This is a genomic window from Acaryochloris sp. IP29b_bin.137 (assembly GCF_028285745.1).
GTDB lineage: Bacteria > Cyanobacteriota > Cyanobacteriia > Thermosynechococcales > Thermosynechococcaceae > Acaryochloris.
Window position 1 is genome coordinate 1 of record NZ_JANQOP010000163.1, and the last position, 14852, is coordinate 14852.

13 protein-coding genes and 1 pseudogene are annotated in these 14852 nt (G+C 48.8%); 5 read left to right on the forward strand and 9 right to left on the reverse strand.

Translation table 11 applies throughout. The annotated features are described in order from the left end of the window. Nucleotides 1-228 precede the first annotated feature (228 nt). Nucleotides 229-1665 (reverse strand): hopanoid biosynthesis associated radical SAM protein HpnJ, encoded by a 1437-nt coding sequence (gene hpnJ, locus Q0991_RS12075; RefSeq protein WP_299488825.1) that lies wholly within the window; start codon nucleotides 1663-1665, stop codon nucleotides 229-231. Nucleotides 1666-1799: 134 nt separating this feature from the next. After that, the gene (locus Q0991_RS12080) at nucleotides 1800-3362 is read right to left on the reverse strand and encodes a hypothetical protein (RefSeq protein WP_299488827.1); all 1563 of its coding nucleotides are present in this window, start codon (nucleotides 3360-3362) and stop codon (nucleotides 1800-1802) included. A gap of 337 nt (nucleotides 3363-3699) precedes the next feature. Between Q0991_RS12080 and Q0991_RS12085 the strand changes: the two genes are divergently transcribed. Beyond that, nucleotides 3700-4101 (forward strand): hypothetical protein, encoded by a 402-nt coding sequence (locus Q0991_RS12085; RefSeq protein WP_299488829.1) that lies wholly within the window; start codon nucleotides 3700-3702, stop codon nucleotides 4099-4101. Further along, on the forward strand, nucleotides 4094-5776 hold the full coding sequence (locus Q0991_RS12090; RefSeq protein WP_299488831.1) for a GUN4 domain-containing protein: 1683 nt from the start codon (nucleotides 4094-4096) through the stop codon (nucleotides 5774-5776). Before Q0991_RS12085 ends, Q0991_RS12090 begins: the two co-directional genes overlap by 8 nt. A 95-nt stretch (nucleotides 5777-5871) precedes the next feature. On the opposite strand, the pseudogene Q0991_RS25160 reads toward Q0991_RS12090, so the two are convergent. The 4 genes and pseudogenes from Q0991_RS25160 to Q0991_RS12115 all read right to left on the reverse strand — a co-directional run. Further along, nucleotides 5872-6534, reverse strand: a pseudogene (locus Q0991_RS25160) (transposase); the annotation flags it as partial. 470 nt (nucleotides 6535-7004) lie between these two features. Beyond that, the gene (locus tag Q0991_RS12105; protein WP_299488839.1) at nucleotides 7005-7718 is read right to left on the reverse strand and encodes a DevA family ABC transporter ATP-binding protein; all 714 of its coding nucleotides are present in this window, start codon (nucleotides 7716-7718) and stop codon (nucleotides 7005-7007) included. 17 nt (nucleotides 7719-7735) lie between these two features. Next, nucleotides 7736-8908, reverse strand: a complete 1173-nt coding sequence (gene devC, locus Q0991_RS12110) for an ABC transporter permease DevC (protein WP_299488842.1) — start codon at nucleotides 8906-8908, stop codon at nucleotides 7736-7738. Continuing rightward, entirely contained in the window at nucleotides 8905-10089 is a 1185-nt protein-coding gene (locus Q0991_RS12115) for an ABC exporter membrane fusion protein (RefSeq protein ID WP_299488845.1), read from the reverse strand. Before Q0991_RS12115 ends, devC begins: the two co-directional genes overlap by 4 nt. A 169-nt stretch (nucleotides 10090-10258) precedes the next feature. On the opposite strand from Q0991_RS12115, the gene Q0991_RS12120 reads away from it, so the two are divergent. Next, complete coding sequence (locus Q0991_RS12120) at nucleotides 10259-10882, forward strand: TetR/AcrR family transcriptional regulator (RefSeq protein WP_299488848.1); 624 nt, start codon at nucleotides 10259-10261, stop codon at nucleotides 10880-10882. A gap of 169 nt (nucleotides 10883-11051) precedes the next feature. On the opposite strand, the gene Q0991_RS12125 is transcribed toward Q0991_RS12120, so the two are convergent. Further along, nucleotides 11052-11588: a hypothetical protein gene (locus Q0991_RS12125; protein ID WP_299488850.1), complete on the reverse strand. Its 537-nt coding sequence runs from the start codon at nucleotides 11586-11588 to the stop codon at nucleotides 11052-11054. Nucleotides 11589-12262: 674 nt separating this feature from the next. Here Q0991_RS12125 and Q0991_RS12130 point away from each other — a divergent pair. Beyond that, nucleotides 12263-12712: a DUF4347 domain-containing protein gene (locus tag Q0991_RS12130; RefSeq protein ID WP_299488852.1), complete on the forward strand. Its 450-nt coding sequence runs from the start codon at nucleotides 12263-12265 to the stop codon at nucleotides 12710-12712. A 49-nt stretch (nucleotides 12713-12761) separates the two neighbouring features. Here Q0991_RS12130 and Q0991_RS12135 read toward each other — a convergent pair whose 3' ends face one another. Together Q0991_RS12135 and pgeF are read right to left on the reverse strand one after the other, a co-directional pair. Then, complete coding sequence (locus Q0991_RS12135; RefSeq protein WP_299488854.1) at nucleotides 12762-13004, reverse strand: hypothetical protein; 243 nt, start codon at nucleotides 13002-13004, stop codon at nucleotides 12762-12764. Nucleotides 13005-13121: 117 nt separating this feature from the next. After that, nucleotides 13122-13934 (reverse strand): peptidoglycan editing factor PgeF, encoded by an 813-nt coding sequence (gene pgeF, locus Q0991_RS12140; RefSeq protein WP_299488855.1) that lies wholly within the window; start codon nucleotides 13932-13934, stop codon nucleotides 13122-13124. A gap of 50 nt (nucleotides 13935-13984) precedes the next feature. On the opposite strand from pgeF, the gene Q0991_RS12145 reads away from it, so the two are divergent. After that, nucleotides 13985-14719, forward strand: coding sequence for a biotin--[acetyl-CoA-carboxylase] ligase (locus Q0991_RS12145; protein WP_299488857.1), 735 nt, complete (start codon nucleotides 13985-13987; stop codon nucleotides 14717-14719). Nucleotides 14720-14852 lie beyond the last annotated feature (133 nt).

The following is a 14852-nucleotide window of genomic DNA, read 5'->3' on the forward strand; positions in this document are numbered from 1 at the left end:
GGCTCGTAATCCAAATAGGTGTCTAAAAAGCTACGACAGAACAGTTGTTTATGGTCCCTGCTGCCCAGTTTGATCATCACTTGCATAACCCCCAATGAAATCAATATGTATTTGATGGTTCCCTAATAAACTGCAGATTTCATGGTTACAAAGATCGCTGACTCCCCCCTCCGAAGAGGGAGGGAATCGATTCAGGCCACTCAAACCTTGAGGCGATACTTGATAACCTCAAACTTTAGCTGCTGCCTCAGTTTGTCGTTCCTTCAAATAGGCAAAGAACTCCCGCCCTTCCCGCAGACGGCGAACCAACATTTGCGGGTCTCCTAGCATTTCTCCCACAATTGGAATAATCGCTTGAGGCCGGAAGTAGAAGCGGCGATACATGCGCTCGACAGCATCCTCAATCGCGGCACTTGAGAGATTGGGATACGCCAAGGTTGAGGTTTGAATCCCCGAGTCCGCTAACAGAGAGGTATCGCTAAACCAATTATTCTCTTTAGCCTGGGCGTAAAGGGCTGTACCAGGGTATGGCGCTGCAATCGATACCTGAATCGTATGAGGATTCACCTCACAGGCAAACCGAATCGTCTCCTCGATGGTTTCCTGGCTTTCGTTGGGAAGGCCAATAATAAAGGTGCCGTGGACGGTGATACCGAGTTTGCGACAGTTGGCCATAAACTTCCGGGCCACTTCCAGTTTGATGCCCTTATTGATGCCGTCTAGAATTTGCTGATTGCCGGACTCAAAACCCACTAACAATAGCCGGAGTCCATTATCCCGTAGCTGCTTGAGAGTGTCGTAATCCAGGTTGGCCCGAGCGTTGCAGCTCCAGGTAAGTTTGAGACGTTTGAGATGTTCACTGATTGCGATCGCACGCGGTTTATCAATCGTAAACGTATCGTCATCAAACATATATTCCCGCACCGTATCCCCGAACAGGTATTTGGCCTGCTCCATTTCTTTGCCCACAGCCTCAGGGCTTTTAGCGCGGTAATTATGGCCACCAATGGTTTGGGGCCACAAACAGAAGGAGCACTTAGCCGGACAGCCACGCCCGGTATAAAAGGAAATATAGGGGTGGAGCAGATAGCCAATAAAGTACTTTTTGATATCCAAATCACGAGCATAAACGGGCAAGACGCTCGGCATGGCATCCCAGTCGTGGATCAGGTCCCGCTCGGGATTGTGTTGAATTTGATTATCCTGATCGCGATAGCTGAGCCCCTTGATCTCTGACAGCGGCAGGCCTTCGGCCACACCTTTGCAGGTATAGTCAAATTCGTTGCGACAAACAAAATCAATAATGGGGTTATCCCGCAGGGTTTCTTCCGGTAAAACGGCAACGTGGGCCCCAATAAAGCCAACCCGTGTGTCCGGTTTTTGGGCCTTGATCGCTTCCGCACATTTGACATCATTGGCAAGGGAAGGTGTGCTGGTATGCATAATCACCAAGTCATAATCCTTGGCGACCTTAAGCACATCTTCGACGGTTTGTTCATGGGGAGGGGCATCAATCAGCTTACTTCCTGGCACTAAGGCTGCAGGTTGGGCCAGCCAGGTGGGATACCAAAAGGAGGTAATTTCTCGTTTGGCCTGATATCGAGCGCCAGCACCCCCATCAAATCCATCAAAAGAGGGGGGACTTAAAAATAAGGTTTTCTGCACAGTTTCACTCCTCACTTAAAAGATGCAGTCACAGCGAAGCTTCTTGGGTAAGAACCATCGAGGTAAAGCCTTCAACTGCCATTCAGATCACTGAAGCAACCATAGCGCATCAATTCATAGCTTGTCTTGGCTGCCTACCACCGACATAAATTCGGGCCAGAATTTTCAGGTTCAATCACCCGAAAAGCCATCAAATACATCTCCCAATTGCGCTGGGGCGTCTGCCATTTCGGATCCTGGACAATATTCGGACTGTCGTAGAGTTGCCCTTGATATTCAAAGACCACAGGCACGGTTTGCCCCGCTTGGGTCCAGTCGTAGATCATTTTCTTAAACTCAACCACGGGGAGGGCACTCCCTATTAGTTCTGCATTTTTAGAGCCCCTTTCAACTATCTCTGGGGGCAAGTCCAGGACCCAAACCACATCTTCCTGATAGCCCCACTGTTTGAGAGGATTGCTGGCTAGCAATAAATGGTTGGAGCGAGGGCCTTCGGTGCGGAGATTACTGAACATGGAGAAGGTTCCAGCGGTGCGGAGTCCGAGGTAGGGCATCAGACCGAAACAGCAGAGGCCAATTAAAAACACTCCCATAAATTTGGGCATGGAGGCGTTGAGAACGGGGAGTCCTTGCCAATCGAGTCTATTTTTAGGGGTAAAAAGCTGGGTGAGGATGGGCCAGAGAAAGAGGATTGAGGCGAGGTTTAAAATGGCCCCGGCGGTGACTTTGATATCGAAATCTAAATAGGCGAGGTAATACAGGGCGGAGAATATCCCTGCAAAGGCATTGATGCCAAAATACAGTCGCGCCCGGTGCATCTTTCGTCCCCCCAGGGAGATTTCAGCTTGTTCTTGCCAGTGTTGCAGGGTGCGATCGGGGATAAAGGTGAAGAGTAAGCTCCCGGCTAGGGCACTAAAATCAACAAAGCCAATCATGGCAATAAAAGCATGCATCAGCCATGAGAGCAATAGGATTGGGGCCTGTAATCTAGGCACCAACAGCAAGAGACTCCCCAATAATTCCCAAGCTAGGACAAAGTAAATATTGACTTGCAGGATGATCTCGGGGAGTAGAACGTAATCTCGTTCAGCAAACCCGAAAGTGTAGAGCAGGATGCCGCCACAGGTGAGTAAGGCGAGCAGCAGAATTTTTGGGAAGTTCGAGGATTTGAGTCTGGGACGGATCAGTCCTTGCCAAAGTCCTGTAAGGGCGAGGGCAATCACAATGAGCATGACTGGAATGCCCAGGAGGTTGGATTGGACCATATCCAAAATCCGATACAGCATCATGCTGGAGCAGGAGACTTGGGGAATAAGAAAGTCGGTATTAAGTTTATGGAATCCGGCCCAGAAGTAGACGCCGAGCAAGGAGGCTCTGAGGACGGGGCGCATCATGGCGTAGTAGTGGTCGGTGCTGGCCTGTTTGATCCAGGCGTAGACCATGCCCGCCATTAGAGCGAGGTTGAGGTAAATCAGGAAGTTGACGTGGTTGGCGACGTCGGGGAAGCGAAAAATTAGGAAGTAGGCGGTGGAGAGGATTAGGAAGGTAAAAAACTTGATCCGGGTGATTCGGGTGAAGACGAAGACCGTGATTAGTGCCAAAAAGGCGAGGGCAAAGCCAGGGGCTTTCCACTTTTCCTGCATTTCTAGCAGGAAGGCGGTCATGTAGAGGAGGGTAAATATGGAGAACGGACTCATCGGTTGGCTTGTTAACGACTGTGTCCCCCCGTGGATGTGCTGTCAGATCTGGCGGCTGAACTTATGGCACCTTCCCAAAATAAACTTAGTTGTCTTGGACACGTTGTAGTGTTCGGTTGGTGATGGTTGCAGGACTCAATTTTGAGATGATTGCAATATCTGTGATTGTAGTGTCGGAATAATTGTTTCTAAAAGAACGCAAATTTTTTCTTTTTGATCCAGTTAATCGACAGATATTCTAAGTTCAATTGTTTGAATAATCTTCATTTCCCACAAGAATCGAAATGGCTACTGATAGATTAGGTGATGTGTGGAATTGGGTTACTTGATGAAGCCTATGGATGACTCTATTGAGTTAAAAGTTGCAGTTGAAGATAGTCAGGCCACGGATGAAAAATTGCAAGCGATTCTGACTACTTTAGCGGTAGAGCTAGAGAATCAGGAAGCGACTGTAACAACTACTGAATTTTCAAGTAAGTCTGCTGACCCAAACTATCGCTTCATGGGAGATGAGAGCAGTAGTTTACTGGATATCAAAATTAATCTGGATACCCTCAAGGATGTTGGCAAATGGCTGTATGAGCGGTTAGTGGGTACCACAACCAAAGTGAAATTTAAATATGGCGATCTGGAATTTGAATTTGAAGGACGGAATGATCAAGATCGGCAGTCAGCTCAGAAAGATTTCGAGGATTTTGTCAGTAGGATAGAAGCAGAGAAACGAGCGCACAATGGGTAAGCGGACTGCTTTATTAGTAGGAATTAGTGAATACGGGGAAGGGTTTGAGCCACTGCCAGGAAGTTTTAAGGATGTCCAGGCAATGGTGGGAATTCTTAGAGATCCTGAGTGTGGTGCCTTTGAAGTAGAAGACCTCAACAATTGCTCTCGTATATCTTTAGAAACGGCCATTGAAAGTTTCTTCTCTGGGAAAGATGCTGAAGATCTACTGCTATTCTATTTTTCTGGGCATGGAGATTTAGGCAGTGGAGGACTCGCCAACCAACAGCTACACCTTTGTGGTCAGAACTCGCGAAAGGAAAATGGCAGACTCATTGAATCTAGTGCTTTGTCTGCGGGGTTCTTGAAACGCCAGATGGATTTGAGCTGCGCTAAGCAGATCGTGGTTATTTTGGACTGCTGCTATGGCGGCAAGATTGCTGATCTCCTAACGAAAGGGGAGGGAGACATTGATTTTGATGAACTGAAAGCAAGCGGTCGGGTCATCTTAGCGTCTTCCAGTGCTGCTAAGGTTGCTTTGCAAGAACGGGATGGTTTGTCCTTGTATACCCGATTCTTAATTGAGGGGATGGAAGGGGCCGCCTATCCAGGCCAAGGGGACTGGATTGTGGCGCGGAATTTGCATGAATATGCGGATCGACGGTTTGAAATTGAACGTAAAGGCAGCTATCGGCCCAAGATTATTGCCATAGATACTGGGTTCGATTTACCGATTGTTCGTGCCCCTAAACCTGATCCAAAGCTGGAATATCGCCAAGAGGTCGATCGGATTTTCCAAGAACTGGATGAGGAGTTGCATCTAGTTTTTAGTGGTTGCATTGAAGACGAGCTGGATCGCGGCAGCCTAGAGACCTGTCGAGCACGTTTAGGGCTTTCTCCAGAAGAGGCTTTGGCGATTGAGGAGAAAATCCAATCCCCTTACTTGGTTCGGGCGACGCAACGACAAAACTATGCCAAGTACTTCAGAACCGCTGTGGAGGATGGGACGTTGCCTACTTCACGGCAACGGCGTCGTTTAACTGAAATTTGTCAGAACTTATTGTTGGGCGAAGAGGATGCCCAGCGTATTGAGAAAGCCATTGCCCAAGAGCTGGATTTAGCTTCCCCACCTAAGCAACCTGAAACTGTTTCCAGTAAAATGGAGCAGCGCAAACCAGCCCCCACAGATATCTCTGACCATCCACCAAAAATTACTGCTGATCCCAAATACCAAAAACTGGAGGATCTGCTGAAAAAGCAGCATTGGAAAGAAGCCGATCAAGAAACCTATCGGTTGATGATCACCACATGTAGGAAAAAGGATGGAGATTGGTTTAGCGAGAACGACCTCAAAACATTTCCCTATGAAGACCTGCAAACACTAGATCGTCTATGGGCAAAGTACAGCGAAGGGAAATGGGGCTTCAGTGTGCAAAAGCAGATTTGGGAAGAATGCGGGAGTCCTACAGACTACAATGATGGTTGGGAAAAGTTCTGCGATCGCGTTGGTTGGAAAAAGAATGGCAAGTGGTTAGAGTATGAACAACTCACCTTCGACCTAAAAAAAGCTCTCCCCGGAGAATTTCCTTTTGGGTTTGGAAGGGTGGGGGGGTTGTGGGTTTGGAGGTTGGGATTTGATGGTGTGGGTTTTTTTCTCGCGCAAAGACTTATAGACTGTAGCACGGGACAGTCTTGAGATTTTTTTAAATTTCATTTCCACATTCAGAACAACATAAAATCCGTCCTTTCAGTGTTTCCTTACCTGGCACCTAGCAAACCCCTATTTTTTACTTATGGTGGGTTAAGATTCGGTTCATACCGAGTTCTTACCACCTCCGGGTTCAAGCAATTTGCTAATACAAACTTCATCGCCACCGATTGAATCTTTGGATCTACATCATCCCCATCATCCCAAGGCAACCGAGTTTGCCCCGGCGATGGCTTTCGGGGTTTCCGTTTTAACTTCAGTTTTGCCAGCAACTTTGTTCCCCAATGGTTTTTCTGAGGTGGCTTGGGCTTCGGTTTATATTTATACCCCAGACAAAAACGACGATAGGCCTTAGCACAAATTTCAATCGTTGCTCCCAAGGCCAAAAATGCCGGATGCCATTGGCTCATACCATCGCATCGCTCGTTAGCCGCTCATAGCTGCCATAGTTGCTGTAGTCATAGAAAAAGCCCTGCTGCATCTTGGCTGCTTTGGGGTTGGCATGGATATAGCGCAACGTATTCAAAGCCCTGCGTTTATCCGTATTCGGAAACCCCTTACTGTGATAACGTTTCTCCCAAAAATGCCCACTGCGATTGAGCATCCGGTTAAAGCACATCGCTATATACCAGTTCAGCCAATGCATAATTTTAGCTATATCTTGGGGCTGAGCAGGCTCCAGCAGATAATGGACATGATTCATGATTGCTCATAATACAAAGGGCATAGAGCTTAAAGCCATATTTGGCTTAGCATTGATGAATATCATGGGTTATGCATTTGTGATCAAGATACTAACTGGCGCATTTATTATCTAATCGACGAGGAAGTCATTGTGATCGCCGAAGACTTCTGGGGCATCCATATCATTTGGGGGAAAGTATCTTGAAGCTTGGCCCTCACCCCCCCAGCCCCCCTCTCCCAACCTTGGGCGAGGAGGGAGAAATGCAAGATCTATGTAGAATCTAGCTCCCCTCTCCCAATCCTGGGAGAGGGGATGGGGGTGAGGGCCTTAGAGGCGTTCAGAGTCAACTCTCCTAACTTCGGGATACGCCCGAAGTCTTCCATAAAACAACCCAAACCACACCTAAAACTGTGCTTCCAGTGCTCCAATAACCGCCACTAAAGCCAGTACAATCGGAGGCATTCTGTAACCACATAGGAGGCTTACTCCCATCGCTTTCATTTTGCTCAGCCTTTGAGGCATAGGCCAAGGTTAAGCAGCTTGCGGAGGAGCTTCTGCTGTCAGCGTGTTGGTTTCCAATCGACCATCTTCCATATGGACAATCCGATCGGCCACATCGAGAATGCGGTTGTCGTGAGTAACGAGTAAAATCGTGCAACCCTGATCTTTAGCCAGGGTTTGCATGAGATTCACCACATCTCGACCGGACTTACTATCCAGGGCTGCCGTGGGTTCATCGGCAAGGACAATGGCGGGGTGACTGACTAACGCCCGTGCGATCGCAACCCGCTGCTTCTGTCCCCCAGACAGATCATCGGGATAGTAGTGAATATGATCGCCCAGTCCGACTTGATTGAGAATAGTGGTTGCTTGCTCCACCATTGCTTGGGGCGACCGGGTGCCGGTTACTTCTAGACCCATTTTTACGTTTTGCAGGGCCGTTAAACTGCGGTGTAAATTGTGGGCCTGGAAAATATAGCCATTATGGCGACGGGCTTGCACCAGATCTTTTTCTTTTGCCCCTGCTAATTCTTGACCCAGAATTTTAAGGCTGCCACTTTGAGCTGATCTCAACCCACCCACTAGGGTCAGTAGCGTCGTTTTCCCGGACCCGGATGGCCCGGTCATCAATACAATTTCCCCTGCTTCAATGTCTAGGTGGGTATTAAACAACACCTGTTTGCGCAGGCGACCGTGACCGAAGTAGTGATCGAGATTGCGGATAGAGATAACGGGGTCTTTCATGGTTAAGATTCTTGGGGCTAGAACATATCAGCGGGGTCAGCGGATTGGAGTTTCCGGGTTGCGATCGCGCCCGAAAGGGAACACATCACCACCGTTAGCAGAAACACCGTGATCGCCCGAGCCGTGGTCATAAATACGGGAAGAGCCGTGGCAGAGCGGGTCAGGCCGTAAAGCCCCACAGGTAGGATTGCTCCGGGAATAAATCCAAACAAGGCCAAAATAATCGCTTCTTCAAATACCACGCCCAGCAGGTAGCGATTCTGATAGCCCATCGCCTTAAAGGTGGCGTACTCGCGGATATGAGCATTGACGTCCGTAGATAAGACCTGGTAGACAATGACCACTCCCACCACAAAGGCCATGGCCGTGCCCAGCCCGAAAATAAACCCAACAGGGCTTCGCACTTGCCAATAGGCTGTTTCAAACGCGATAAACTGCTCCAGGGTGAGCACTCGTACATCTTCAGGCAGATGATCGTCAAGGGCGGCCACAACCTGTTCCGCATTGGCATTCTCCTCCAGTTGAATCAGCCCCAAATTAACGCTGGCCGCTTGCCGTCGAGGGAACTGCAGTAAAAAGTTTTGATCGCTCGTCACTAATGTGCCATCGGCGCCAAAGGAAGCACCCATCCGGAATAGTCCAGAAATCGTGATGGTGCGTCGTTGGGCTTCCGTTTGCACCAATTTCCCTTGGTCAATTTGGGCAAAGGTCTCAGCATAATCTCCCCGAGCCCCGCGATCGAGCAAAAATGTATCGGGTTGCTTCACCTGGGACAGTTTCTGGCTCAGTCCTGGCAAGGTCAGAGCGGGTCGATCAGGATTAAACCCTAAAACCTGAACCACTGTTTCTCGCTTGGTCTGAGGATTTTTCCAGTTAAGGGTGCTCACATATAAAGGCTCTGCTGACTTTACGCCGGGAATATCCTGAGCCTGAAAGAGTCGCCGTCGGGTAAAGGTAGAAAGAGCCTGTAAATTCCGAGCCTGGGGACTTAGCAACACCACGTCGGCGTTAAGGGAGCGATGCAGTTGGGTATTGCTGACAAAGAGGGAGTCCTGAAACCCCATCTGCATAAACATCAGGATGTCGGCAAAGGCAATCCCGGCGATAGCAACTAAAAACCGCCCTTTTTCATGACTGAGCTGTAACCATCCTAGAGGCGTGCGTTGGGACAGGGGTTTTAAGGCCTTCATAGCTGCACCGCCACGTTCACTTGCAAATTGGTAAATTGGGCGGCCTGCAGGCTCGAGGGGTTATCCAGCTTGACGTAAACCTCCACCACGCGGCCATCGATATTCTCGCTGGGGTCTGTATTGATGATGGATTGCCGACGGACTTTTGTGCTGATCCGAGCCACAGTGCCCGTCAGGGTTTGGGGTAAGGCGTCACTGCTCACCTTGGCAGTCTGGCCCGTTTTAATTTTATGGACATCACTTTGATATACCTCAGCCACGGCATACATTTGCTGGGTTTGGCCCAACTCTAAAATGCCGTCTGTTCCCACCACTTCCCCTGGATGGGTATAGATATCCAACACCACGCCCGTTTGGGGGGCTTTGACATAAGCTTGATCCAGTCTGGCTTGAGCTTGCTTAACGCTGGCACGGGCCTGATTGATATTGGCTTGGGCCACTTGCACATCTACTGGCCGCACTTCCGAAATTTGATTCAGTCTGGCCCGAGCCGAGATGAGTTCAGGAGATTGGACCGCCCGTAGACGATTAGCGACTGCTTGGGCTTCCTGCAGCCGCCGTTGAGCCGTTTGCAACACCAACTGTTTTTGATCGCGCTCTGAGGCCGAGATCGCCCCTTTTTGATAGAGGGACTGATAGCGGTCGAATTCGGCCTGGGCATTGTCAACCTCAGCCCGTTGGCGGGCAACAGTGGCGGATTGAGCCGTCATTTCCCCTTGCCGTTGAGCGTCTAAGCGAGCAATTTCCGCTTTTTGAGCCGCAATTTCCCCCTGTTTGGCTCCTGCTTTAATCCGTGCCAACTCTGCTTCTGCAACCCGCACTTGCTCTTGCGCCGTGAGCAAATCGGCCTGCAATCGATCGCGACTATCGAGGATAGCGATCACTTGCCCGGCGGACACCGTCTCCCCCTCTTTAACTAGGAGCTGAGCAATGCGGTTGCCTTCCACGCTGCTAGGAGCTGAGAGCTGCATGAGTTCTCCTTGAGGTTCCAAACGCCCCAGCGCCGTAACAGTTTTAATCACAATCGGCGCGGAAGGGACTTCGGATGTCCCGCTAGAACTGGCGTATTGCCGCAAAGCCCAAACAGAGGTTCCGCCTAATGCTAAGGCCGCTGCGATCGCAACCCATGCTGCACGCGGCCATTTGAAGTGGGATTGTGGGGACACGGTGTTTGAGACCATTGATTGTCTCCGAAATAACTAACTAAACAGTTTAGTTTAGGTTTGCTACTATTAGACTAAACCGATTAGTTTAGTCCTGTCAAGGCAGATCCCACTTTGCCCTAGGATGGGGAAGAAACGATTGGTTTTAACTGCTCAAGATTTGGCGTTTTCTCGCCCCTTGCCCAAAATGGACACTAGAACTCCTACCTCCGACCGTCAGCTCTCTGGAGCGAAACGCAACGCTATTTTGTCAGGGGCGATGCAAGAGTTTTTGGCCCATGGCTATGCCGCCACCACCATGGATCGGGTTGCAACAGCAGCAAAAGTGTCTAAGGCCACAGTCTATAGCCATTTCAAGGACAAAGAAGGGCTATTTATCGCTTTAGTTCAGCAACTCCAAGAGCAAAAATTTCAGGCGGTCTATGGATCACCGCAGGGACAACGGTTGCAGGGTCCGCCTCGGCAAGTGCTGCATCATCTCGCTAGCACTCTGCTGGCAAACATTCTTGAAGATAAGCCCTTTCTAGCCTTTATGCGGCTGATTATTGGCGAGTCTGGTCGATTTCCAGAGCTAGCGCGAGCCTTTAGCCATCATACGCCTCGCTGCTTCCTATTATTACTGACGGATTATCTCGGCTCGCAATCGGGTCTGAAACTGAAAGACCCCGAAGCGACTGCTCGGATCTTTATCGGCAGTCTGGTTCACTACGTGATTTTTCAGGAGTTGCTTTATGCCAGAGAAGTAGTGCCTTTTGAGCGCGATCGCATGATCCAAGGGCTGGTTGATTTAATCGTCAAGGAATCTCTATAAACCTCTTTCTCTTGTAAAGCCGCAATTTGCGAAGTAAACCCAATCACTCGCTGCATTTACCCTACCTAGAATGATTGTTGTCCTAGATAGGGTTTTCCAGTGTTTAAGGTTTTGGTGACCGTTCGGATACTACCGTTCAATAGCGCTCAATGCCTAGCAGAGTGAGGATTTATGCTTTGTTGACTTCAACTAAAGCGCTGCCCCCAACCACTGGGAGAGCATAAGCAAGCTGATCAAAATCCAAATCTCGGATTGGCACCATGGGCATATTAAAGTTAGCTGGAATGAAGGTTCCTCGATGTTCTGGAGTCACTAACAGCTCTTGTGTCGCATTCAGTGGTGAAAAATTATTCACAGATATTTCTACATGCCCACGAATTTCTAGATTTGCGTCTGCTAAAACCTCAGGATCAAAGACATTTGGTTGTAACAGAAATAATCCTGTGTCGCGGGCTGGAATATTTATTGTTCTCCTTTTCCTAATGGGATCAGCTGTGTTACTGAGAGCAGCCGGTGAATTAGCATCAAGAAAATCGAAGAAAGTAATAACATTGCCATCAAGCGGATCAATACCTGGCGTAACAGATATAAAGTCAACATCTAAATCAATGTCGCTATCTGGATTTAAGTTAGTAATAGTCAGGAAATAAGCTTGGATGACGGTACGTGCTGGTGGGTTATCACCGGGTGCAAGGGGTTTTACCAAAATCTCAAACGTAGAAATTAGTATTTTGCATGCTCCAATAGTTCAAAAATAACTATATATTTATCAGCATTAGCATCTTGTTTTATGCAAAGGATTTTCTTTGGGACAAGGGTTTTCGGGAGCCAATAAAATCCTTAAAAATGGAATAATCAAAAAAACAAGCCATATGAAGCAATCACTCTAACGAAACATAACTCCTATATTTTTAGCAAGAACAGTGCAAGCCTGTTGCCTTTAATTAGGTCTGACTTGGATACAAAATTACACCTAAAATTAGTATTTTTGTTTTCTCTGATGTAAGTCAAATTTATGCTTCTTACTGATATCAATAGCGAGGTAAAAAAATAATAATTTTATTAAAGAGTCCCTCTTTTACAAATCTAATTTGGGTATAGGCAGATGAGTTAAGTGATGCCAGGATTGTCTTCCACTCATAAACCATCAGGCATGGCAATATCTCCAGGTTAATGGTAGGTGCATCGATTTAAATCCAAACTAGTTGAACATGCGTATAGAAGACGTGAACCAATTGGGGACATCTCCTGTCTAAGGAGATATCTGCCCAGCCGTTGAGTCAACCGAAGGAACTAATTCCGATACACACGTCAATGGATTCAGGGCAACGCTGGTTCAGTGCTCCATTGTGGGGTGAGCTGATTATCTGGAGAAGGAAGATGTCCGATCCATTACCCGCCTTAAATCTATCTACTGCTCAGTCTCAGGCATCCGCTTCCCAGTCGTTTCCATCGATTGTGGTGATCGATGCTGCTGTCAAAAGTTACCAGAATTTGTTAGCGGGTCCCCTCAAGGAACTGGAGGTTCATATCCTGTCTACCCAAGAGGATGGCATTGCTCAGTTACAAACCCTAATGCGTCAGTATCAACGTTTATCTCGTCTCCATTTAATTTGCCAGGGGGCTCCCGGACAAATGCGCTTGGGCACTACGTTACTGAGCGAGGTTAACTTGTGGGCCTATGCGGACGCGATTCGCCAGTGGCGAGATTGCCTAGCCGATGACGCAGAAGTTCTGATTTACGGATGTGATTTAGCTGCCAACCGGGCTGGCAAAGCCTTTGTATCATGGCTACGCCTACTGGCGGGTGCTTGTATTCGAGTTCTTTAAAGACGGAAGCTAACCAAAGGGGAGTAAACAACCCGCTATATGCAGAGTGCTAAAGCGTGACCGACTGTATGGACCGCGCTCCATCCTTCTGGGGAATGACTGCCGTCGCTGCATGACTAAATTCATCGGTCGAGACATCAGGATGACAGGAATCCCAAACGCTAGCCATGATTTGAACTGCGACGTCCAGCGGTAATTTTTTTAATGTTTCGCTGTGATGAAATTTAAGGCTAATCGCCAATTGCTTTTTGAGTACCGAAATTTCGTCGATCCCACCCGTTTTATGGTTCATAATGCTCAAAGCACTGATACAGTCTTGGTTCTATTATGGATGGTTTGACCTAGACATTCACTGACCTTGATCACTTTGCAATATACTTCTTAAATTCCCTAGCTGGAGGGTCTGGACCTAGCGACTGACAATCCCCGACCATTGCACTTGTTTGCGCTGCTCCCGCCGATAGGAGAAGAATATGTCGGGTTCCTGATAGGTGCAGTGGGGTGCGATCGCAATTTGTTCTGGCAACAGCCCCATCTGTTCCAACTGCATGGCGTTAACACGGCGGACATCGAGGCGAACCCGCCCGGGTTCAGGATCGGCCAGTAGGGGGGGGTGATCAGCTTGGAGTAACTGTTTGGTGACCGTATCATCATCCTTCTCAGACAAATTAGGGTCGATAACAGATCGACCCACCTGAGCGGCAACATCAGTAGTGACCTGGTAGACCGATCCGGCGATCGCAGGTCCCATCGCTACCCGAATATCCTGGAGCTGACTGCCCTGATTTTGTAAGCGAGTGAGGGCGACGGGCACAATCTTGGCGGCGGTCCCTCGCCAACCCGCATGAACTGCTGCAACCTGTCCCAGGCGAACATCAGCCATCAGTACAGGCGTGCAGTCTGCCGTACAGACCCAAATGGCCTGATCTGAATCTTGGCTGATCAGGCCATCAGCGGGGGGGAATTCGGGCAAGGGCTCAGCGGTGTCGGTGGATTCAGACAACTGGTCCCAATAGGTTTGGACTTCTGCAGTTCCTAGAACCTGATTACCATGGACCTGTTTAATGCGAAAGGGGTGGGCTTGGGGATGAAGGATGGGGGCTAACTCCGCCGGGGGCAGGGGGAAAAAGGCCCGAGTAAAGAAGCCATGCGGCCACGGGTCTAACAGACTACAGGTGAGGTAAGACTGGCCATTTGCAGTCTGCCAATTCCAAGTATGCATAGGGGCAGAAGAACCGATACTCAAACAATGCTAAGCTTACCCATGCTAGCGTGCTGCTTTCGGTTTTTGTGGCCCGTCACAGCTATGTCGTGGGATTTGATTTACCAGCTTTTCAGGACCAATTAACGACCCAAACTTGGGGACGCCCGTTACATCACTTCGAAGTGCTCGATTCCACAAACACAACGCTCAAGGAATTGGTTCGCCAGGGGGCACAACCTGGAACAGCCGTCATCGCCAGTCATCAACGAGCGGGGCGGGGCCAGTGGGGACGGGCCTGGGAGTCCTCGACAGGCGGGCTATATCTGTCCGTTGCGATCGCGCCACAAATCCCAGCCGATCAAACGGCCCAAATTACAGTAGCGACGATTTGGGGATTGGCCCGTCTCCTCAGACAGCATCACATCCCAGTCTGGTTGAAATGGCCGAATGATGTTTTAGTGTGGGGGCAAAAGTTAGGTGGGATGCTGATTGAGCCCCATTGCCAAGGGCAGAACGTTCAATCAGCCGTTCTAGGGGTTGGTTTAAATTGGCACAATCCGGTCCCCGAACAGGCCATTAACCTACACCAGATTTTAAGGGACTTGCCTTCAGAAAATGCACCTTCGATTTATTCTCTAGAACAATTAGCAGCACTCACCCTGTTAGGAATGGAGCAGGGATATTTGGAGTGGCAAATGCAAGGTATTCACGCCATCATTCCAGAATATTTAAGTCTAGTTAAGATTTATCCCCCGGCGAGCCAGCCCATCAGAGCCGATTTAGCCAAACGATTAGGACTCTGATTTTATCAGTCTCTGATCCTTGGGAAAGGAAACGAATGTTAGGTCGTGAGAAATTATCTATGATAAATAAATAAACTGCGCGGTTGCTTCTTTCTGGGCAGGTATGCTTTGCTAGATTCTAAAGGCATGAAAC

What these genes read in the sequence shown, in the direction of transcription:
- Q0991_RS12090 (WP_299488831.1), top strand. Translation starts at nt 4,094, where the DNA reads ATGGGTAAGCGGACTGCTTTATTAGTAGGAATTAGTGAATACGGGGAA.
- Q0991_RS12130 (WP_299488852.1), top strand. Translation starts at nt 12,263, where the DNA reads ATGTCCGATCCATTACCCGCCTTAAATCTATCTACTGCTCAGTCTCAG.
- Q0991_RS12105 (WP_299488839.1), bottom strand. Translation starts at nt 7,718, where the DNA reads ATGAAAGACCCCGTTATCTCTATCCGCAATCTCGATCACTACTTCGGT.
- Q0991_RS12085 (WP_299488829.1), top strand. Translation starts at nt 3,700, where the DNA reads ATGGATGACTCTATTGAGTTAAAAGTTGCAGTTGAAGATAGTCAGGCC.
- Q0991_RS12135 (WP_299488854.1), bottom strand. Translation starts at nt 13,004, where the DNA reads ATGAACCATAAAACGGGTGGGATCGACGAAATTTCGGTACTCAAAAAG.
- Q0991_RS12120 (WP_299488848.1), top strand. Translation starts at nt 10,259, where the DNA reads ATGGACACTAGAACTCCTACCTCCGACCGTCAGCTCTCTGGAGCGAAA.
- Q0991_RS12080 (WP_299488827.1), bottom strand. Translation starts at nt 3,362, where the DNA reads ATGAGTCCGTTCTCCATATTTACCCTCCTCTACATGACCGCCTTCCTG.
- devC (WP_299488842.1), bottom strand. Translation starts at nt 8,908, where the DNA reads ATGAAGGCCTTAAAACCCCTGTCCCAACGCACGCCTCTAGGATGGTTA.
- pgeF (WP_299488855.1), bottom strand. Translation starts at nt 13,934, where the DNA reads ATGCATACTTGGAATTGGCAGACTGCAAATGGCCAGTCTTACCTCACC.
- Q0991_RS12115 (WP_299488845.1), bottom strand. Translation starts at nt 10,089, where the DNA reads ATGGTCTCAAACACCGTGTCCCCACAATCCCACTTCAAATGGCCGCGT.